Annotated in this window: 20 protein-coding genes; 11 read left to right on the forward strand and 9 right to left on the reverse strand. The window is 60.1% G+C overall.

Going from position 1 to position 20,568, the window contains the following annotated elements:
• Positions 1 to 182 precede the first annotated feature (182 nt).
• Both ACESNB_RS09070 and ACESNB_RS09075 read left to right on the forward strand, forming a co-directional pair.
• The gene (locus tag ACESNB_RS09070) at positions 183 to 875 is read left to right on the forward strand and encodes a response regulator transcription factor (protein WP_034738323.1); all 693 of its coding nucleotides are present in this window, start codon (positions 183 to 185) and stop codon (positions 873 to 875) included.
• A complete protein-coding gene (locus tag ACESNB_RS09075) occupies positions 847 to 1,482 on the forward strand; it encodes a hypothetical protein (RefSeq protein ID WP_373006479.1) in 636 nt (211 codons plus the stop codon). The genes ACESNB_RS09070 and ACESNB_RS09075 overlap by 29 nt, the downstream gene beginning before the upstream one ends.
• On the opposite strand, the gene ACESNB_RS09080 is transcribed toward ACESNB_RS09075, so the two are convergent.
• Positions 1,463 to 1,936, reverse strand: a complete 474-nt coding sequence (locus ACESNB_RS09080; protein WP_373006481.1) for a DUF3995 domain-containing protein — start codon at positions 1,934 to 1,936, stop codon at positions 1,463 to 1,465. The two genes, ACESNB_RS09075 and ACESNB_RS09080, sit on opposite strands and share 20 nt — an antisense overlap.
• Positions 1,937 to 2,049: 113 nt before the next feature.
• Between ACESNB_RS09080 and ACESNB_RS09085 the strand changes: the two genes are divergently transcribed.
• Positions 2,050 to 2,514, forward strand: coding sequence for a peptidylprolyl isomerase (locus ACESNB_RS09085; protein ID WP_373006483.1), 465 nt, complete (start codon positions 2,050 to 2,052; stop codon positions 2,512 to 2,514).
• Positions 2,515 to 2,595: 81 nt separating this feature from the next.
• Positions 2,596 to 4,152, forward strand: coding sequence for a stimulus-sensing domain-containing protein (locus ACESNB_RS09090; RefSeq protein ID WP_373006485.1), 1,557 nt, complete (start codon positions 2,596 to 2,598; stop codon positions 4,150 to 4,152).
• Here the strand turns inward: ACESNB_RS09090 and acs are convergent.
• Complete coding sequence (acs, locus tag ACESNB_RS09095) at positions 4,149 to 6,095, reverse strand: acetate--CoA ligase (RefSeq protein ID WP_373006487.1); 1,947 nt, start codon at positions 6,093 to 6,095, stop codon at positions 4,149 to 4,151. The genes ACESNB_RS09090 and acs overlap by 4 nt on opposite strands.
• A gap of 306 nt (positions 6,096 to 6,401) precedes the next feature.
• Here acs and ACESNB_RS09100 point away from each other — a divergent pair, with 306 nt between their 5' ends.
• Both ACESNB_RS09100 and pth read left to right on the forward strand, forming a co-directional pair.
• On the forward strand, positions 6,402 to 7,055 hold the full coding sequence (locus tag ACESNB_RS09100; RefSeq protein ID WP_373006489.1) for a 50S ribosomal protein L25/general stress protein Ctc: 654 nt from the start codon (positions 6,402 to 6,404) through the stop codon (positions 7,053 to 7,055).
• A gap of 86 nt (positions 7,056 to 7,141) precedes the next feature.
• Positions 7,142 to 7,756, forward strand: a complete 615-nt coding sequence (gene pth, locus ACESNB_RS09105) for an aminoacyl-tRNA hydrolase (RefSeq protein WP_373006491.1) — start codon at positions 7,142 to 7,144, stop codon at positions 7,754 to 7,756.
• Between the two features lies 1 nt (position 7,757).
• Here the strand turns inward: pth and ACESNB_RS09110 are convergent, their stop codons facing one another.
• Positions 7,758 to 8,681: a Gfo/Idh/MocA family protein gene (locus ACESNB_RS09110; protein ID WP_373006493.1), complete on the reverse strand. Its 924-nt coding sequence runs from the start codon at positions 8,679 to 8,681 to the stop codon at positions 7,758 to 7,760.
• Positions 8,682 to 8,858: 177 nt separating this feature from the next.
• On the opposite strand from ACESNB_RS09110, the gene ACESNB_RS09115 reads away from it, so the two are divergent.
• From ACESNB_RS09115 to ACESNB_RS09125, 3 genes are all read left to right on the forward strand, one after another.
• Entirely contained in the window at positions 8,859 to 9,881 is a 1,023-nt protein-coding gene (locus ACESNB_RS09115; protein WP_373006495.1) for an NADP-dependent oxidoreductase, read from the forward strand.
• Positions 9,882 to 9,939: 58 nt separating this feature from the next.
• Complete coding sequence (locus ACESNB_RS09120) at positions 9,940 to 10,851, forward strand: hypothetical protein (RefSeq protein ID WP_373006497.1); 912 nt, start codon at positions 9,940 to 9,942, stop codon at positions 10,849 to 10,851.
• A 99-nt stretch (positions 10,852 to 10,950) separates the two neighbouring features.
• The gene (locus ACESNB_RS09125; protein WP_340693829.1) at positions 10,951 to 11,217 is read left to right on the forward strand and encodes an HU family DNA-binding protein; all 267 of its coding nucleotides are present in this window, start codon (positions 10,951 to 10,953) and stop codon (positions 11,215 to 11,217) included.
• A gap of 37 nt (positions 11,218 to 11,254) precedes the next feature.
• On the opposite strand, the gene ACESNB_RS09130 is transcribed toward ACESNB_RS09125, so the two are convergent.
• Both ACESNB_RS09130 and ACESNB_RS09135 read right to left on the reverse strand, forming a co-directional pair.
• Positions 11,255 to 12,667 (reverse strand): MATE family efflux transporter, encoded by a 1,413-nt coding sequence (locus ACESNB_RS09130; RefSeq protein ID WP_373006499.1) that lies wholly within the window; start codon positions 12,665 to 12,667, stop codon positions 11,255 to 11,257.
• Positions 12,668 to 12,685: 18 nt separating this feature from the next.
• Positions 12,686 to 14,065 carry a class II 3-deoxy-7-phosphoheptulonate synthase gene (locus ACESNB_RS09135; RefSeq protein WP_373006501.1) on the reverse strand — a complete coding sequence of 460 codons (1,380 nt, stop codon included), beginning with the start codon at positions 14,063 to 14,065 and terminating at the stop codon, positions 12,686 to 12,688.
• 151 nt (positions 14,066 to 14,216) lie between these two features.
• On the opposite strand from ACESNB_RS09135, the gene ACESNB_RS09140 reads away from it, so the two are divergent.
• Positions 14,217 to 15,515 (forward strand): AAA family ATPase, encoded by a 1,299-nt coding sequence (locus ACESNB_RS09140; RefSeq protein ID WP_373006503.1) that lies wholly within the window; start codon positions 14,217 to 14,219, stop codon positions 15,513 to 15,515.
• Between the two features lie 54 nt (positions 15,516 to 15,569).
• On the opposite strand, the gene gor is transcribed toward ACESNB_RS09140, so the two are convergent.
• The 3 genes from gor to glmU form a co-directional block, all read right to left on the reverse strand.
• Entirely contained in the window at positions 15,570 to 16,967 is a 1,398-nt protein-coding gene (gene gor, locus ACESNB_RS09145) for a glutathione-disulfide reductase (RefSeq protein ID WP_373006505.1), read from the reverse strand.
• Positions 16,968 to 17,064: 97 nt separating this feature from the next.
• Positions 17,065 to 17,766 carry a ribose-5-phosphate isomerase RpiA gene (rpiA, locus tag ACESNB_RS09150; RefSeq protein ID WP_373006507.1) on the reverse strand — a complete coding sequence of 234 codons (702 nt, stop codon included), beginning with the start codon at positions 17,764 to 17,766 and terminating at the stop codon, positions 17,065 to 17,067.
• 6 nt (positions 17,767 to 17,772) lie between these two features.
• Positions 17,773 to 19,146 carry a bifunctional UDP-N-acetylglucosamine diphosphorylase/glucosamine-1-phosphate N-acetyltransferase GlmU gene (glmU, locus tag ACESNB_RS09155; protein WP_373006509.1) on the reverse strand — a complete coding sequence of 458 codons (1,374 nt, stop codon included), beginning with the start codon at positions 19,144 to 19,146 and terminating at the stop codon, positions 17,773 to 17,775.
• Between the two features lie 86 nt (positions 19,147 to 19,232).
• Here glmU and gph point away from each other — a divergent pair, with 86 nt between their 5' ends.
• On the forward strand, positions 19,233 to 19,913 hold the full coding sequence (gph, locus tag ACESNB_RS09160) for a phosphoglycolate phosphatase (protein WP_373006511.1): 681 nt from the start codon (positions 19,233 to 19,235) through the stop codon (positions 19,911 to 19,913).
• Here the strand turns inward: gph and ACESNB_RS09165 are convergent.
• Positions 19,910 to 20,152 (reverse strand): hypothetical protein, encoded by a 243-nt coding sequence (locus tag ACESNB_RS09165; RefSeq protein ID WP_373006513.1) that lies wholly within the window; start codon positions 20,150 to 20,152, stop codon positions 19,910 to 19,912. The genes gph and ACESNB_RS09165 overlap by 4 nt on opposite strands.
• Positions 20,153 to 20,568: the final 416 nt, after the last annotated feature.

The following is a 20,568-nucleotide window of genomic DNA, read 5'->3' on the forward strand; positions in this document are numbered from 1 at the left end:
GGCCTGCCATCTTGTTTCCTTAAAAGGCCGTAATGTGAGCGTTTGCTTGCCCTAGTCTGCTGTTTTCATTGGGACAGCACCGAAGGAGGGCTTTTGTCATGTCGCGAACCGTGGTTGAACACCATAATGCAAAACGGCCAGACCCCGTGATGGGGTACAGTCTGGTTGAGAAGGATCGAGCGATGACAACTCTGGCACTGGTGGATGACGACGAGAACATCGTCGCCTCGCTGAAAATGTTCTTTGAGGCTGAGGGCTATAATGTCCGCACCTATCATGACGGCGAATCCGCTCTGCCCGCGTTGACGGAAACGCCTCCCGACATTGCCATCCTCGACGTGAAGATGCCCAAGATGGACGGCATGGAATTGCTGCGGCGCCTGCGCCAGACCAGTGAACTGCCGGTGATCTTCCTGACGTCGAAAGACGAAGAGATCGACGAAGTGATTGGCTTCAATATCGGCGCGGATGATTTTGTGCGCAAACCCTGTTCCAACCGCCTGCTGGCCGAACGCGTAAAAGCCGTGTTGCGGCGTGCACGCGGCGGGGTCGCCGGGCCTGAAGAAGGCGACCACAAGCCGATCGTTCGCGGCAAGCTTACACTCGATCCAAACCGCCATGCCTGCACATGGGACGGCCACCCCGTTCGTCTGACGGTAACCGAGTTCCTGATCCTGCAGGCACTCGCGTCGCGGCCCGGTTACGTCAAGAGCCGTGACCAGCTGATGGACGCGGCCTATGACGACCAGATCTATGTCGACGACCGCACCATCGACAGCCACATCAAACGCCTTCGCAAGAAGTTCCGTGAAGTGACGGATGAGTTCGATGCGATCGAAACCCTCTATGGCGTCGGGTATCGTTATACCGAATAGGCCGGAGCCATCGGGCTGCAGTGTCGCCGAAATTTATATCGGTGGCGCTGCAGACGGCCAGTCGCGCATTGTCACCAGCTTTGTGAAGGCGCGGCAACGTCTCCTGCTCGAGGGTGGCAACTCGCACGGCCGGACGGCGGCGTGGTTCGCGCACTATGATGTCGATGGCGCCACATCTCACTGCATGGCGGCGCTGTCTCGCGGAGACGACATCGCATTGGTCGGGCACAGTTGGGGCAGTGATGCAGCCCTGCGCGTCGCACACCAACTGAATGGCACGATTGGCCTGCTGGCAGGCGTCGACCCGGTAATGCGCCCGGGAAGCGTATTTTCTCGCGCGAGCCGCCGGCCCGAAAATGCCGCGCTCATCGTCCATGTGGATGCGAGCCCGCGGCAGCTCGACCGGTCAGACATCGTGAAGGCGACCGGTGTTGTCCTGGGTGGCGGTGTAGCTGGTGCCTATCGCAGCGCAGACATCATGATCCGCACGGACCTGAACCATTGGGCATTTGCCGACATGATGGCCGCACCGGGACTGGATGGCGTGTCGCTCAATGATCGTATCGGCAAGGCCGACTGGCGTGCCCCTACAATCCGAGCAGGCTGATCCGCCATGCCCAGTTCGGCATCGCAAGGGTCAGGCCGAGAAAGGCAAGACCGATCAGGACGCACAGCGGTGAATAGAAGCGACGATTGAGACGGAGAAAGGGTTGTTCCGGCAGCGCATGCTCGAACGTGGGCATGACGCCAATGATGCCCCGGAACAGGAAGACGCCCGCCAGCGCGAGGCCGCCGGTTGCCACCAGCCAGTCAGACACCGGAACGACGATGACCCGTCCCAGCAAAAGCGCCCAGACAGAAGCGGCCAACAGGCAGAATGCGACAAAGGCGGACGCGGCCATGGACGGCATGTGCGTAATTCCCCGGCGCCCGACAACCGCCCGCGCCAGAGCCTGCTGATTGGCATAGGGAAATGTGCTGCCAAAGGCCCATGCCAGATGAACCAGGCCAGCCAATGCGAGAACCCCGGAGAGCAGGATTGAAAGTGAATTTGCAATCATGAGCGGGTACGTCCTGATATGATACACAGACAATAACACGGCTGTTGGGCTTGCCGCCATCGTCTTCATTCAATAGCCAGTCATAAATCCGAGACACATAAAAGGAATTTTCCATGAGCGACCTTGAAAACACGCTACTTCTTGAAACCTCCAAAGGCCCCGTGAAGATCGAGCTGCGCCCCGACCTCGCGCCGGGCCATGTTGAACGCATCAAGGAACTCGCCCGGGAAGAGTTTTATGACGGCATCGTCTTCCACCGCGTGATCCCCGGCTTCATGGCGCAGGTTGGCTGCCCAAAAGGCAACGGCACCGGCGGATCGAGCAAACCGGACATCAAAGCCGAATTCAACGCAGAGCCGCATGTGCGCGGCACGTGTTCAATGGCACGCACTTCGGCCCCCAATTCCGCCAACAGCCAGTTCTTCATCTGCCTCGACGATGCGAGCTTCCTGAACCGCCAATACACCGTCTGGGGCAAGGTCACAGAAGGCATGGATGTGATCGATCAGCTTGCGAAAGGTGAGCCGCCGCGCAATCCTGACAAGATTGTAAGCATGCGCGTTGCGGCAGACGCCTAAGATTCGCCGCAGCCCGGAAACAGGGTGAACGGGATGGGCGAGTCCAAACGCATCAGGCTGCCAGGTTCAAGGCGCGGATCCATGTTCCTGGGTTCGCGCATCGCCCGGCTGATATTTGCGTCGAACCTCGCCGGGCTCGCGGTTCTCATCATCGGCGCGATGGTGCTGAACGAGATGCGCGCCGGGTTCGTTGTTTCCAAGAAGCAGGACCTTGTTGCTCAAGCGCAGATTTTCACGAGCCTGCTGGGCGAAGACGCGACCACGCCCGAACCCAGCCTGGATGTCGATGCCGCCCGGCAAACGATCGTCAGACTGAACCTGCCGGAGCGCGTTCGCGCACGCATTTATTCTCCGGAAGGCGATTTGATAGGCGACAGTTTCTATCTGTCAGAGCGGGTCGATATCGATGCCCTGCCCCCGCTGAAGGAACCGAGCCGCATTGCCCGGATGGGCGCTGCGATGTCCGAGTGGGCGGCACGCGTGTTCGGACCGATCATGCCCCGCCGCAGTTCCGAAGCCGTACGCACACAAAGCTTCGAAGAAGAATTCGACAGCGCCGCCCTGGGCGACATAGCGGCGAGCCAGCGCTTTTCCGACCGGGGCCAGCGGATCATCTCCGTCTCCATGCCCATCCAGCGCGTGTCAGCCGTGGTGGGCGTGTTAACACTCGAGGCCAGCGACATCGACGAGATCATCCGGTCTGAACGCGCCGCGCTCGTTCCCTTCATTGGTGTGGCGGTATTGGTGGCGTTCATCACGTCATTCTTCCTGACCCTTGGCATTGCGCGCCCCATGCGGCGTCTGTCGCTGGCTGCCGACCGCATTCGTTCGGGCGCATCCGACCGTATCGACATCCCGGCGCTGACACGGCGCAAGGACGAGATCGGCAATCTGGCGTCATCGATGCAGGGCATGACCGAAGCCCTGCTGGAGCGGATCGAAGCCAACGAACAGTTTGCGGCCGATGTTGCGCACGAGTTGAAGAACCCGCTGACGTCGATCCGGTCTGCCATCGAGACAGCTGAGCGTGTGCAGGACGATCCCGTCGCCAGCGAACGTTTGCGCGAGGTGATTGCGTCGGACGTGAAACGGCTCGATCGCCTGATCACCGACATTTCAAATGCCTCACGTATCGAGGCGGAAATGACCCGCGTGCCGAGCGAACAGATCGACATTGCACGGTTCGCCCGCGATGTGGTGCGCACCTATGAGGCGATGAACGATGGTCCCGAGGTCGTTTCGGTGGTGTTTGACGACGCGACCATGGGTGCCCGCTTGCTTGTACGGGCGCGGGAGGGGCCGCTTGGCCAGGTGATCCGCAACCTGATCGACAATGCCCGTTCCTTCTCGCCGCCTGGCGGCGCCGTGCATGTCACGCTGGAACAGACCAATAGCGGGCCGCAGACGATCGCGCGGCTGCGCGTGGAAGATTCCGGTCCCGGCATTCCAGCTGACAAGCTGGAAGAAATCTTCAATCGCTTCTACACCGACCGCCCCAAGGGCACCGCCTTTGGCAATAATTCAGGACTGGGCCTGTCGATCGTGAAGCAGATCATCGCCACGCATCGCGGCAGCGTCCTTGCGGAGAACCGCGAAGAAGGCGGTGCCCGGTTCGTCGTGGACCTGCCAGCGATCTAGCGATTCTGCCGGTGTTCGATCAGATCGGTCACGACTTCAGGATCAGCCAGCGTTGACGTGTCGCCGAGGTTCGAGAATTCGTTCTGGGCGATCTTGCGAAGGATACGGCGCATGATCTTGCCGGAGCGTGTCTTGGGCAGACCGGGCGCAAACTGGATCAGGTCCGGCGAGGCGATCGGGCCAATCTCGTTGCGAACGTGCTGGACGAGGTTCTTTCGCAGGTCGTCGTTGACCTCCACGCCAGCGCAAACGGTGACATAGGCATAGATACCCTGCCCCTTAATGTCGTGCGGATAGCCCACGACAGCCGCTTCAGCCACGGCATCATGGCTGACCAGCGCGCTTTCGACTTCTGCCGTGCCCATGCGGTGTCCTGACACGTTGATGACATCGTCCACCCGGCCGGTGATCCAATAGAAACCATCTTCATCCCGGCGGCAGCCGTCTCCGGTGAAGTAGGTGCCGGGATAGGCGGTGAAATAGGTGTCGATGAAGCGCTGATGGTCGCCATAGACGGTGCGCATCTGGCCGGGCCAGCTGTCAGTGATCAGCAGGTTGCCATCAGCGGCGCCCTCAAGCTGATTGCCTTCAGCATCGACGAGCACTGGATTGATCCCGAAGAAGGGGTGGCTGCCGGCGCCGGGCTTCATGTCGGTCGCACCGGGCAGCGGAACGATCATCGTGCCGCCCGTCTCGGTCTGCCACCAGGTATCTACGATCGGGCAGCGGGCTTCACCGACGACATGGAAATACCATTCCCACGCTTCCGGGTTGATCGGCTCGCCGACGGTGCCGAGCAAGCGGATCGATTTGCGTGATGTCGCATTTACCGGGCCTTCGCCCTCGCGCATCAGGGCGCGGATGGCGGTGGGGGCAGTGTAGAAGATGGTGACCTGGTGCTTATCGCAGGCCTGCCAGAACCGGCTCGCATCAGGATAGGTGGGCACGCCTTCAAAGAGGACGCTGGTCGCGCCATTCGCGAGCGGACCGTAGACGATATAAGTGTGCCCCGTGACCCAGCCGACATCGGCCGAGCACCAGAACACATCGTCTTCCTTGAGGTCGAACACGTATTCATGGGTCATGGACGCCCAGACGAGATAACCGCCGGTCGTGTGCAGCACGCCCTTGGGCTGGCCGGTCGAACCGGACGTATAGAGGATAAAAAGCGGGTCTTCGGCGCTCATCGGTTCGGGCGGGCAATCGGCAGAGACGCTGGCGCCAATCTCGTGCAGCCAGTGGTCGCGGCCTTCGGTCATCGTCACGTCAGCGCCGGTGCGGCGCACGACGAGCATTTTCTTGACCATGCCCTTGGCAATGGTGGCTGCCGCGTCAGCATTGACCTTGAGCGGCACCTTGCGACCACCCCGGAGACCTTCGTCGGCGGTGATCAGAACCTCTGACTCACAATCAACGATCCGACCCGCGAGTGCTTCCGGCGAGAAACCGCCGAAGACGACGGAGTGCACGGCCCCGATACGCGCGCAGGCCAGCATGGCATAGGTCGCCTCCAGGATCATCGGCATGTAGATGGTGACGCGGTCACCCTTCTTGACGCCGAGTTCTTTCAGGACGTTGGCGAACTTGCTGACGGCTATGTGGAGCTGTTTGTAGGTGACGGTGTACGTGTCGGCCGGGTCATCGCCTTCCCAGATGAAGGCGGCCTTGTCGCCGCGGGTGGCCAGATGCCGGTCGATACAATTGGCCGAGACGTTGAGAACCCCATCCGAATACCATTTCACATGCAGGTCACCGGTCTCCCAGGAGACATCCTTAACGACCGTGTAGGGCGTCATCCAGTCGAGCCGCTTGCCCTGTTCACCCCAGAACCCGTCGGGATCGGCGATCGAGGCGGCGTACATCTCCCGATATTTCTCCGGTGTGAGGTTTGCTTTGGCAGCAAAGTCGGCGGGAACGGGATAGGTCTTGCTGGCGTCGCTCATCACGGATGTCCTGTATTGTGCACTTCAGCGATCCTAACAGACTGCAGACTTGATTGAGAAGGCGCGGGTTAAAAGAGTTTCACCCCGCAACGGTCTTTTTGGCACCCACCATCCCCGCGAATGACGGGTTCATCACCGAGGGACACCGAACTCGCGCGACAGGCGAGCCAGCCTGCCCCGGACCGCTTGCCACCGCTGGCCTGATCGCCTATAGGCGCCGACTGGAAACGACGGCGCAAGGCCGTGCGTGTCAGGCTGTCACCGTCCGGATGTCCGGCGGCGGACTTCAGGGCGAAAGGAAAACAAATGTCCAAGAAACAAATTTCATTCAATCTCGAACTGCGTGAGCGCATCGGTACCGGTGGCGCGCGTGAAGCCCGCAACAATGGTTTCGTTCCCGGCGTCCTGTATGGCGGCGGTGAGGACCCGGTCGCAATCAACCTGCGCCTTGCGGAAGTGATGAAGGCCATTGAGACCGGACACTTCCTGTCCTCAACAGCGACACTGGTCCACAAGGGCGACAAGCAACTCGTGATCCCGCAGGCGATCCAGATGCACCCGATCACGGACCGGCCGCTCCACGTCGATCTGTTCCGTGTCAAAGCTGACCAGAAGATCAAAGTTGAAGTGCCTGTTCACTTCATAGGTGAAGACGTTTCGCCAGGCCTCAAGAAAGGCGGCACACTCAACGTCGTCCGCCACACGGTCGAACTTCTCGTCCCAGCTGGTCGTATTCCAGAATTCCTCGAAGCCGACGTGTCGGCCCTTGAAGTTGGCGAAAATGTCAAGATTTCGGACATCAAACTGCCATCAGATGCTGAACCGACCATCATGGATCGTGACTTTACGATCGTGACGATTGCTGGCCGCGTCGCGGTAAAAGATACCGATGATGAAGCGGCAGACGAAGATTCCGGCGAAGAAGAAGCCGGCGAAAAAGAACAAGGCGGCAAAGACTGATCCGTTCGGTCTGGCTCAGCGTGCTTGGCCTTTTCAGGCCAGGCACGCGGCCAATCCCCGCCCGGTCGCACGAGGGAGAACGCCCCATGCTGATCCTCGCAGGGCAAGGCAACCCAGGCGCAAAGTATGCGGGCAACCGTCACAATGCCGGGTTCATGATTCTGGACCGCATTCACGCCGAGTTCGGTTTCCAGCCATGGCGCTCCAAATTCGAAAGCCAGATTTCCGAAGGCACGATCGAAACGTCCGCCGGGCGTATCAAGACGCTGCTGGTGAAACCCGAGACTTTCTACAATGAATCAGGCCGAGCGCTGTCCAAGGCCACAACGTTCTACAAACTGGATGCCGAGGATGTGGTCGTGTTCCACGACGAAATCGATCTGGCCCCTGGCCGCGTTCGCATGAAACAGGGCGGTGGGCACTCAGGCAATAATGGCATCCGGTCAATGATCGCGCATCTGGGCGAGAATGTCCGGCGCGTGCGCATTGGCGTCGGGCATCCTGGCGACAAGTCGCACGTCATGCCTTACGTACTCTCGGACTTTTCCAAAACTGACCAGGATTGGTTCGAGCCGCTCCAGAAGGCGATTTCTGGTGCCCTGCCCTTTCTTGCCGCGGGAGACGACGAGCGCTTTCAGACCGAAGTCATGCGCCTCGCGCCCGCGCCCAAACACGATCCCAAACAATCGAATCGCGATTAGGTCAGGCGTCGATCTTGGCGAGCGCATCCGCTTCGGCCGCTTCAGCCATGGCTACTGCCGCCACCGCGCCGTGCGCAGGCACCGGACTGCGCGCAAGGCCGAGGCACGCGGCATAGAAACCCTCGTCCGCCGCGCCCAACGGGTCAGGCAGGTCAGCTGCAATATCGACGCGAACGTCATGCGGCGTGGAATTCTCCAGCTTGCGTGTGAGGAAGTCGATCGCAATTTCACCGGACGGATAGACAACGCGCATGGTGCGCTCGCGCACGTCCGACGCCCGGCTGGCACGCAGGCGAGCGACGCCGCCGCTTGCATAGGTGAACTGAGCGGTGGCCTCATCGAGATGACGCGAATGTACGCGCGAACCGCTGGCCATCACGCCGGTGAATTCGGTGCCAAGCATCATCGCCGCCAGGTCGAGATCGTGGATCATCAGGTCCCATATGACCGATACATCGCCTGCCCGGTTCTCCGGTGCCGGCGGTCCGGCACGAACGGACTCGATGAGAAGGGGTGTCTCATCAATGGACAGGACGCCCATTGCGCGGGCCACGAAGCGCTCCTGATGGCCGACCTGGAGAATCCGGCCACGGGCGGCGGCTTCGTCCGCGAGACTGCGTGCCGCCTTGCCTGATAGCGCCAAGGGCTTTTCCACGAGGACGTGGCAGTGCGCTTCGACCGCTTCGCGGGCAAGCGGCTCATGAAAGGTCGCGGGAACGGCGATCACGATCGCATCACACAGGCCGAGAAACGCGCGATAATCCGACATGCCAGGTGCGCCAAACGTGCTGGCAACGCGCTCTGCCCGGTCCTGGTCGATATCGTATACGCCCATGAACTCGGTTCGCGCAGAAGCGGCCGCCTTTTGCGCGTGGTAGTTACCGAACACACCGGCGCCCGCAACGCCGACTTTCAATTTGGTCATGAATCAGGCCCTCAATTGAGCGGACATGACACCGCATCGCCCGCTGCTGCAAGGGTTGCAGACAGCATAGGTTGCCGCGAGCTGACCCGGTCTCGGCAAGATATTCGCTCGGACCCCTTCACATGCGCAGAGTCACAGTCCACTTAAGCGCCAACGAACAACAGGAGGAAAAACACAATGGCCAAACTCAATTCAACCGAATGGGCACTCGCTTCCCGGCCGGAAGGCATGCCAACACCAGCAAACTTTGCGAAGGAAACCGTCGAGATTGCTGAACCAAAAGATGGCGAGATCCAGGTCCAGAACGAGTGGATGTCCGTCGATCCCTACATGCGCGGTCGGATGTATGACCGTGAGAGCTACGTGCCGCCATTCCAGATCGGCGAAACGATGCAAGGCGGCGCTGTCGGCCGCGTGACCGCGTCAGCTCATCCAGACTACAAGGTCGGAGACCTTGTTTCGTCCATGCTTGGCTGGCGCACAGCCTGGGTGGCGAAGCCCGAAGCAGCCATGGTTCAAAAACTGCCGGATGTCGGACTGCCGGAAAGCGCCTTCCTTGGCGTTGCAGGCATGCCCGGACTGACCGCCTATGCGGGCCTCCTTCGCATAGCAGAACTTAAAGAGGGCGATATTGTTTTCGTGTCGGGAGCGGCTGGAGCCGTCGGTTCGACGGTTGTCCAGATTGCCAAGAACAAGGGCTGCACGGTTATCGGTTCTGCCGGTGGGCCCGACAAGTGTGCGTTCGTGAAATCAATCGGCGCCGATCATGTGATCGACTACAAAAAGGCCGGCGGTTTCGAAGGTCTGGTCAAGGCATTAAGAGAAGCTTCGCCCAAAGGCATCGATGTGTACTTCGATAATGTCGGCGGCGACCACCTGACGGCGGCCATTGAAGTCGCCCGCCCACTGGCACGCATGGCACTGTGCGGGGCCATCGCGCAATACAACGACACCGGCACGCCTGTTGGCCCGCACAATATGATCCAGGCTGTCGGCAAGCAGCTCAAGTTGCAGGGTTTCATCGTGTCGACGCATGCCGACATGCAGCCAGCCTTCTTTGCCGACATGGCCAAGTGGATTCCCGCCGCAAAGATGAAGTTCGAGCAAACTGTGATGCAAGGTATCGACAAGGCACCAGAAGCCTTTATTGGCCTGTTCACAGGCGCCAACACTGGCAAGATGTTGGTGAAACTCACCTAACCCAAATAGATCCGCACCGCGTCTCAAAGGCCGCGGTGCGGCCACGGAGACGCACAGCATGGCGCGGTTGTTCGATGCCTATATCATGGTGGACTGGAGCGCGGCGGCCAAGCCGACGCTCGGTGCAAACTCGATCTGGATTGGCATCCTGGCAAAGGACGCCCGCCTGAAACTGCAATTCAAGGCGGTCAATATCGATACGCGCCTGAAAGCGCGCGCCTTCCTGGAAGACATGGTCGCCAAGCTGACACGCCGCGGCGACCGTGTGCTTCTGGGTTTCGACTTTTCGCTGGGATATCCCGCAGGCACCGCCGAGGCGCTGGGTCTGGACGTATCGAAACACGCCCCTTGGGCGGCGATGCATGCACACCTCGCTAGCAAACTGAAGGACAAGCCGGACAATTCGAATGCGCGCTACGCGATTGCAGCCGGAATGAACTATGCCATCTCCAAAGGCCCCCGCCCATTCTGGGGCGCGCCTGCACGGGACGTGGTCTCGACGCTGGCATCGACGAAGCCGGACTTTGCGGGCCAGCCATTGCCGGAATTCCGAATTGTTGAATCGCATATGCGCCACCAGAAACTTGGCCAGCCGAAGTCGGTCTGGCAGCTTGCCTATACCGGCAGCGTCGGCAGCCAGTCGCTGACGGGCATCCCTCACGTCCATGCCCTGCGAGCGACCTGGCCCAACGCTCGTATCTGGCCCTTCGAGACCGGAACCGGTGAGTTGACCGAGGACGACCTGCAGGGCGTGGAGGTGGTGATCGCCGAGATTTACCCGTCCCTGATCAAGGCGAAAGCGGAAAAAGGCGAGACGCTGGACGAAGTTCAGGTCCGCGAAATCGCCCGTCATTATTCGCAACTGGACGAAAAGGGCCTGCTCGGAGCCACGTTTTCCACAGGCAAATCGCTTGACGAGGGAAAAATCGAGCAGATTCAGGCCGAAGAGGGCTGGATTCTCGGCGCATAGCCTGTGTTTACTGGCCTTTCGACATATTCACGCAAAACGAATCGTGGGCATGTCAGCGCAACGGCGGGGGATCGCCGTTTAACTTAGAGGAGAACCCCTATGAACAAGGGTGAACTTACCAAAGCAGTTGCTGCCGAATCCGGCCTTTCGCAAAGCGAAGCCGGCAAGGCCGTCGATGCTGTTTTCGACACGATCGCTGGTGCTGCGAAGAACCGTCAGCAAGTCGCGATCGCCGGATTCGGCACGTTCGCGGCGAAAACCCGCAACGCACGTGAGGGCCGTAACCCGGCCACTGGCGACAAAATCAAGATCCCAGAAAAGACATCCCTGGCTTTCAAACCAGCCACGGCTCTGAAAGACCTCTAGGGTTTCGGCCTCCCGTCGGGAGGCCTGCCCTGAAAATTCAAACGGCGCGCTTGCTCGGCAGGCGCGCCGTTTTCCATTCCAGAAGCAATGTCTGCCCCACACCGGCAATCGCCATTCCCATAAACGCGCCTTCCATCATTCCCTGCGCGCCCCGGCCCGCGACCAGGCCGAGCATGTAGCAAGCGGGGATCATGACGAAGAAGAATGAGCCGATGTGAATGATGCTCGGCGACCAGACAATCTCCTGTGCCCTCAACGCCATTGACGCGGTTGCCTGTAGCCCGTCGAAGATAGAGGCCGCTGCTGCGATAAACAGGAGGCTGGCGATGGCTGGGGCCAGGACAATGCCGTTCAGCACCGCATCCGGCCGCACCAGGAGACGTGAAATGGGTCCGTGGAACAGGACGAGCACGATCCCGAGGATGACGCCCATCAAGATTGTGGCAGCAACGCCGAGACGACCGGCATCCCGGATCTCGTCATTATTGCCGCGCCCGAAGGCCTCGGCCACGCGGACGCTCGTAGCTGAACCGATGCCCAGATAGAACATGAAGCAGAGACCAATGATCTGGATCGCATAGCCATAGATCGAATTCGCGGCGAGGCTGATCCACGTCGCGATGATGAATGTAAAGTTGAAGCCACCCCACTCCGCGACATTGCTGATGGCCGTGCCGATGCCAACGCGGAACTGGCGGCGGGCTTCGTCGAGCGGACCGGCAACGGACTTCCGGAAGGCCGGCGTCAGCGCCACGACAAGGATGAACATCGCGACTGTCAGCGCCCAGCGCGAACTTGTCGTGGCCCATGCCACACCCTCCGCGCCCATCGGCTCGCCACCCCATACGCCGCCCACGAGCGCCAGGTCGAGGACAAGGTTGATGACAACACCAAAATACATGACGACCGTCACCAGCAAGGGACGGCGCAGGGATTCGAGATAAAAGCTGCACACCTGCGAGACCATGAAGGCGAGCAGGCCGCTGGAAAGGATGCGCGTCACCTTCGCCGTCTCAGAGGCGATGGTTTGCGGGTCCAGCCTGTCAGCCGCTTCTGATACAGGGGCGATCGTGACGAATATCCAGTGAAACAGCGGCTCGGCTCCGAAGAAGACCAGCGCCGTCAAAATCACACCCAAGCCAAGGGCCGCCCAGAATCCGCGCCGGAATATACGCCCAGATTCTTGCGCGAGCCCGACGCCAAGCAGTTCCGATGTCAGCACCTGCGTGCCAAGCAGCAAGCCCATGCCGAAGCCAATGGACACGCCCATTGGCAGCCATGAATTCAGGATAAAGGGCAGTTCACCTGGCGAATACTGGCCGAGCACGATCGCGTCGGTGATACCCATCAGCATCATCGACATTCGCGTAATTGCGATTGGAACGGACAGCCGAAGCAAATCCGATATATCGGAGGCCCGCGCCCAGGCGGGCCAGCCTGCGCGAGCCATTGATTGTTTCGTCCCTGATTATCCGGCCTTGCGGGAGACATTCGTCTCCGCACGGCTCATTCCCTGCAGCTTCTCGGCGATCATGAACGCGAGTTCAAGCGCCTGTTCGCCATTCAAGCGAGGATCGCAGTGAGTGTGGTATCGAGACGACAGGTCGCCTTCCGAGATCGCCTGAGCTCCACCGATGCACTCGGTGACATTCTGACCAGTCATCTCGAAATGGACGCCGCCGGGATAACAGCCTTCCGTCGACAGGACGTCAATGAACTGACGCACTTCGGAGAGAATACGGTCCACAGGGCGGGTCTTGAAACCGCTCTCGGTTTTCAGCGTGTTGCCGTGCATCGGATCGCAGGACCAGACCACCGTGCGTCCGCTTTTCTTGATGGCGCGCGCCAAGGGCGGGAGTCCCTTTTCGACACCTTCCGAACCAAAGCGCGAGATCAGCGTGATACGCCCGGCCTCGTCTGTAGGGTTCAGCGTGTCGATCAGGCGCAGGAGTTCGTCCGTCTCCATGCCCGGGCCGCATTTGATGCCGATCGGGTTTTTCACGCCAGCGCAGAAGCTTACATGGGCATGGTCAACCTGACGCGTACGGTGGCCGATCCACAGCATGTGGGCCGACGTGTCGTACCAGTCGCCGGATGTTGAATCCACGCGGGTCATGGCTTCCTCGTAGCCAAGAAGCAGCGCTTCGTGGCTGGTGTAGAATTCCACCTGCGCCATCTGTGGCACGCTGGTCGAGGTGACGCCGCAAGCAGCCATGAAATCCATGGACTTGGTGATCTGGTCGGCCAGCGCTTCGTAACGCTCGCCCTGCGGGCTGCGGTCGACGAAGCCGAGCATCCAGCGATGGACGTTGGACAGGTCTGCATAGCCACCCTGGCTGAACGCGCGAAGCAGGTTGAGCGTCGCAGCCGACTGCGAGTAGGCCTGCATCAGGCGTTCCGGATCCGGGATACGCGACTCGGGCGTGAATTCCATGCCGTTGATATTGTCGCCGCGATAGGATGGCAGCGTGACGCCATCAATGGTCTCGATAGGCTCGGAGCGCGGCTTGGCGAACTGACCCGCTATGCGCCCCACTTTCACGACCGGTTTTGCCGCGGCGAATGTCAGCACCACAGCCATCTGGAGGATGACGCGGAACGTGTCGCGGATATTGTCCGGATGGAATTCCTTGAAGCTTTCAGCGCAATCGCCGCCCTGGAGCAGGAAAGCCTTGCCTGCAGCGACTTCTGCAAGGCGCTGTTTGAGGCGTCGGGCCTCGCCAGCAAACACAAGCGGTGGATAGCCCCTCAAGCGCGTCTCAACTGCAGCAAGTGCAGCCGTGTCGGGGTAGTCCGACGGGATGTGCTTGGCAGGCAGTTTCCGCCAATCTGAGGGTGTCCAGGTCATGTTATCGTGCTCCGTTCGAATGCAGCATAAATCACATGGACTGCGCTTGCTCAAGTTTCACCACAATTTCACAGCACAACGGTGGCGGAATCAGCTCTAAGCCCTTTAGAAACGGGGTTACATCCGCCGCCTGAAGGACTGTCCAAACCGAATGTCGCACGTCTATATCAGCCATTCATCACAAGATCTCGACGCCCTGCTCGAAATTCACGAAGCTTTGCGGATGGCAGCGATACCTGACTGGTACGCGCCGAACGATACCGAAGACCGTCCAAAAGCCGACCAGGCCATCGATGATGCGTTCGCGATGATTGTTCTGGTCTCCGCCAGCGCAGTCAGGTCAAAATCCGTCAGGCAGGATGTGGAACGGGCGAAGGCGCGCAATTTGCGCCTGATCCCCTTCCAGATCGACAAGGCGCGGCTGAACGGCTTTTTCAAGCACGAGGTGCAGCCTCACCTGAAACTGTCATCGACCTCTACGGATGCCACCGAGCAGCTCGTGGACGAGGTGCAGAAGGCCTACAAGCGAAAATGCCCGGTACTGGCGGTAATGAACCTGAAGGGCGGCGTGGGGAAGACCACGGTTACGAGCCAGGTCTTCGGCGCGTGGCAGGGCGCGCTGGGCGGGCGGGTGCTACTGGTCGACCTGGATCCCCAGTACAACCTGACCCAGACATTCTTCGATATGGAACACGCTGACGCCAGCGCGGCCGCCGACCGGTCCGTCATTTCGCTGTTCGAGCGGTCACGACTTCATTCGCGCGATGTGGTGAGCCCCGGAGAGAGCTGGCTGACCCTGTCGACCGAACCCTTCGCCGCCGTGCCACGGACGGACCTCATGCATGACCTGATGGGCGCAGGCAGTCCGGGTGGTCGGCTGGATCTCGTATCAGGCCAGTTCGAAATTTCGAAATACGCTTTCGCGAATGATTCAGGCGCGCTCCAGAAGATCAAATCCCAGTTCCTGCGGATGGTGGACCACTATCGCAGCGAATATGATCTCATCGTGTTCGACACCAATCCGAACGCGACCTTCCTGACGCGTTGTGTGCTTGAGGCTGCAGACCGGGTGGTGGCACCCATGCATGCGGACGTTTACTCGCTGAGGGGCGTTCGCTTGCTGAACCAGGTGATTGCAGAACAGGTCGAGGCCGGAAAACGCCCGGCGCTATCGGTCCTCTTCAATGCTGTCGGGCGCAGCGAACAATCGACGTTTGAAGCCGATGCCCGCAATGGCCAGTACGATTCCAAAGCCGGGTTTCCCCTGTCGAAAGCCCTTCTGAAATCAGCCCTGCCCCGCTCCGGCCACCTCGTGGTCAAGGCCCCAAAAGACAGCGAACCGCCCTGGCGCCAGCTGGTGATCCACTCCGGCAGAGGCGGCGGACTGAAGTCCATTCGCGAGAGCCTGAAGACCGTGGCGATGGAGTTGCAGGCCCTGCTGGAGGGGTGAGGCAAGGGCGTGGCAGGGCTCTGCCACGGGGGCGGCTTGTGGTGCCCGGGACCGTCAGGATGCGACTTCGGGGACCCATTTCTGACGCATCGTGACGAGCTCTTCGGCGACGCTCGGATGCAACGCGCAGGTCCGGTCAAAGTCCAGTTTGGTCGCGCCCATCTTGATCGCGATGCCGACAGCCTGGATCATTTCAGCGGCGTCATCGCCCACGATATGAACGCCCAAGACGCGCTCATCATCGGCCTTCACAACCAGTTTCATAAGCACGCGGTTCGCGTCACCGTTCAACATGTTCTTCATCGGGCGAAAACGGGTTTTGTAGATATCGACGGTTCCAAACGCCTTGCGCGCTTCCGCTTCGGTCATGCCCACCGTGCCGACTTCCGGCTGAGTGAATACGGCTGTCGGGATGTCGGTATGGTCGAAATGCCAGGGCTTGTCGTAAAACTCGGTGTCAGCAAAGGCATGGCCCTCGCGGATGGCGACCGGGGTCAGGGCAACACGGTCGGTCACGTCACCAACGGCCCAGACGCTGGGCACATTGGTCCTCGACCATTCGTCGACGATGACAGCGCCGTTCTTGTCGAGCGCGACACCAGCGGCTTCGCAGCCCAGCGTGTCAGTGGTCGGCCGGCGCCCGACCGCCATCATGATGACGTCGGCATCGAGGTGATGGCCATTCTTGAGCTGGATGCGTAACGGCAGGTCGCCGTTGCCGGTGTCCTCGATCTTTTCGAACACGGTTTGCGTGATAACGCGGACGCCAGCCTCCTTCAGGCCCTCATGAACCGCCGTGCGGACATCTTCGTCAAACCCGCGCAGCACGGTATCGCCGCGATAGACAAGGCAGGTTTTTACACCGAGGCCAGCAAACACATGAGCAAACTCGACGGCGATGTAGCCGCCGCCTGCAATGACGAGATGTTTGGGCAGCGTCTCGAGATCGAAAATCTCGTTCGAGGTGATCGTATGCTCAACGCCCGGCAGTTCGTCTGATGACGGCACCCAGGGGCGGCCGCCGACGGCGATCAGGATCTTGCGGGCCGTGACCGTCTTGCCACTGGTCTTGAGGCGCAACGTGGTCGCGTCGACAAATTCGGCGCGCTCTTCGAACACTTCAACACCCGCATTGACGAGATTGCGGTGATAGATGCCCGACAGGCGGTCGACTTCGGCATGCATCGCGGTCGCGAAGACTTCATGGTCGTAGGAGACATCGCCGACGCTCCAGCCATAGCTCTTGGCATGCTTGATGTGCTTTCCGTAGCCACTGGCATAGACCATGAACTTCTTCGGGACGCAGCCACGGATGACGCAGGTCCCGCCCATCCGGTACTCCTCGGCAACCGCGACCTTTGCCCCCGTAAGGGCGGCAAGCCGCGCGGCACGTACGCCGCCAGAACCGCCTCCGATAACGAAGAGGTCATAGTCGTATGTCTTGTCGGCCATCGATTGTTCCTTTTCCGCTGCCCGAACTCAATCTTCGCGCCGTAACGCGCGCATGCGGGCAAATCGTTGAATCTTGGGGAGATGTAAGGGCCTGAGCCTAGAATTCAAACACGGTAGCGCCGTTTTCATTCCCGATGATCACCGTACGGGCGATGTCGATGAACAGGCCGTGCTCGACAACGCCGGGCACATTTGACAACCGCGCCGCCAGCGCTTCAGCATCCGGAATCCGGCCGCAATGGCAATCGAGGATATAGTTGCCGCCATCAGTGACCAGCAAGTCAATACTGCCGGGCTGCTTGCGCAATTCGACCCGTGGCCGATCGATTCCGGCGGCGCACAGAACGTCGAAGACTGTCTTCGCCGTGATCGTGTAGCCGAACGGAGTGACTTCGACCGGCAAGGGAAAGGCGCCGAGCCGCTCGACCTGTTTGGAAGGGTCAGCAATCACCACCATGTGATCGCTCGCGCTGGCGATGATCTTCTCGCGAAGCAGCGCGGCACCGCCCCCTTTTATCAAGTTGCCATGCGCATCGACCTCATCGGCGCCATCGACGGTGAGGTGGATCCGGTCGACCTGTTCGAACGGGATCAGGGGCACGCCGAGGCTCGTCGCGAGGTCGCGGGTCTGTTCGCTCGTCTCGATACAACGAACGAGCAATCCGTCTGCAATTTCGTCGGCCAGCATCTCGACGAAATACTTGGCCGTCGAGCCGGTGCCGAGACCGATAGTCATGCCGTCCTCGACATATTCCATCGCCGCCAGCGCCGCGTTTTCCTTTTCGTGTTCGTTCGCCATATGCAACTAGTCCTTCTTTTTGAGGGCGGCCTTTTCGGCGCTCTTTCGGGAACGGAAGCTGATCGCCCAGCCTTCGCGTTTGACGAGTTGGCCACGTGCCACCGCGAGCGCATCGGGCTCGACGTCTTTCGTGATGACACTGCCCGAACCGACAATGGCACCCTTGCCAATGTCCACCGGCGCGACCAGCGACGAGTTGGAGCCGATGAAAGCGCCCTGCCCGATCGTGGTCGCATATTTCATGAAGCCATCGTAATTGCAGAAGATCGTGCCTGCGCCGATATTCGCCTGCGCGCCGATGCGGCCATCGCCCAGGTAAGCCAGGTGGTTCGCCTTGGCGCCTTCGCCCATGTGCGTGTTCTTGGTCTCGACGAAATTGCCGACGCGAACGCCAGACTCGAGCACCGTGCCAGGGCGAAGACGGGCATAGGGGCCAATCTCACAGCCCGAAGCCACCTGGGCGCCTTCGAGATGACTGAACGCCCGGATTCGCGCGCCGCCCTGAACATGTACGCCGGGTCCGAAAACCACGTTTGGTTCCACAAGGACATCAGCTTCGAGCACCGTGTCATGCGAAAAGAAGACGGTATCCGGCGCGACGAGCGTGACACCCGCGGCCATCGCAGCAATGCGGCGCTGTACCTGAAAGATGCCTTCGGCCTCGGCAAGATCCGCCTTGCTGTCGCAGCCGATGAGATCGTCTTCGCCGCATCGGACCGCCCGGCAGATTGCGCCCTCAGCGCGGGCCAGGCCGACAAGGTCTGTCAGGTAGTATTCACCCTTGGCATTCTGGTTGGTCACCTTGCCGAGCAGGCGAAACATGGTCTCGGCGCGCCCCGCCATGACGCCCGAATTGCACAGGTGCACGGCAAGTTGTTCCGGCGATGCCTCGCGCGCCTCAACGATGGCATCGAGATTGCCATCTTCCGCGAGGATAAGGCGCCCATACAGCCCCGGATCAGCGGCCTCGAAACCGAGGACGCCGAGCGATGCACCGGTCTCCAGCACAGCGTAGAGGTCTTCAATGGCGCTGGCGGGTACGAGCGGGCTGTCACCATAGAGTACGACGAGGTCTCCGATGAAACCGTCCAGCGCCTTTTCGGCGCACCTGACGGCGTGACCCGTGCCCTGAGGCGGGTCCTGGAACGCGATGGCCCCTTCGCCTAGCTGGGCGGTAACATGATCAATGAGCATGGTTTGCGACGGGTGTGCGATCACGACAATCCGGGAACATCCGACGCGGCGCGCAAGGTCGATCGACCAGTCGACCATGGGGCGACCGCCGACAGCATGCATGACCTTTGGCAGGTCGGACTTCATGCGCGTGCCCTTGCCAGCGGCAAGGATAATCGCAGCGCGGTCTCTGGCGATATTCGTCACGGGCGGGCCCTCTCGCTTTCCCCAGACCTTTCGCCTAGACCAAAGGCCGATTCAAGGCGAGTGGCGAGAGAGGAATTCATACAGGCATGAGTGGAGCGTTTGACGGCTGGACGATTGTTTTTGATCTCGACGGGACTTTGGTCGATACGGCGCCGGACCTGCTGGGCGCGCTGAACCATGTCCTGGTCGAAGCCGGGTTGGAACCGGTCACCCTCGAAACCATCGCGACGATGATCGGCCATGGCGCCAAGGCCATGATCATAAAAGGCATGGCGGCGCAGGGCGTCGAACCCGAATCGCACCGGATGGATGGCCTGTTCAACCAGTTCCTGGCCTATTACGAAGCCAATATCGCCGTCGGTTCGCGACCGTTTGAAAATGCCGTCGCGGCGCTGGACCAGCTGGCAGCCGGCGGCGCAACCCTGGCGGTCTGCACAAACAAGCGCCAAAGCTCTAGCGACAGATTGCTCGATACATTGCAGCTGTCAGGCAAATTCGCAGCGATTGTCGGCGCCGACAGCGTGCCAGAGCGCAAGCCGCATGGCGATCACATCCTGCTGACAATTGACCGCGCGGGCGGCGACCGGTCCCGCGCCATCATGGTCGGTGACAGCCGGACAGACGAAAGGGCAGCCCGAAATGCCGGACTGCCCTTCATTTTCGTTCCATTTGGATACGAATCTGAAACTCAAGAAGAAATCGCGGCTGACATAGTTGTCAGCAACTATTCGGAACTCGTTTCAGCTATACTTTCGCTATTGAGCTAAGCGACCGCTTCTGATCTCGGACGGTAGCTGGGGCGTGCTGCCCCCGCTTCGCCAGCTGCACGGCGACGGGGCATCCCGTTTACCATGTTGCTGCGCACATCCGTGCGGGCACTACGCATCGCAGGCACGAAGCCAGCATCAACGAAGTCGACATCGACTTCATAGCCACGCTCGGCCCAATACGTGTTAATCTTTTCGCAAAGGCGCTTTGCGCCCTCTTCGTCACACCAGTCTTTCATGTTCTCTCTCTCCAGGCTTATTATTTAAACTGGCGAATTACTTCCCCAGTGCCTGTCCTTCTCTAAATCCACACCGTGAACTGCTCATCAGCTCATCGTTTATGACATGAAGATGACTATGTTTGACGGGTTTCTCAAGGGCAATCTCGTATGAAAATCGCGTAACAATACTGTATGAACAGCCGTTCATTATGAACAACCATTCATCAGGCCGTTAGCGCGCCTCATTGAGGGCAAAAACCCTGCAAACTCGCGAAAAATAAGCAAATACAGCTAGGGTTTAGCTTTGAGAGAGGGAGAATGATGGAACGGCAGCGCAAATAAGGCAATCCGCCTTATACATGCGAAACCAGCGGCAGCAGGGATGCAGGGCTGCATTTTTGCATAGGCATTCTATCGGATGTTTGCCGCATAAT

This window comes from Hyphomonas sp., assembly GCF_041689225.1.
Classification (GTDB): Bacteria; Pseudomonadota; Alphaproteobacteria; order Caulobacterales; family Hyphomonadaceae; genus Hyphomonas.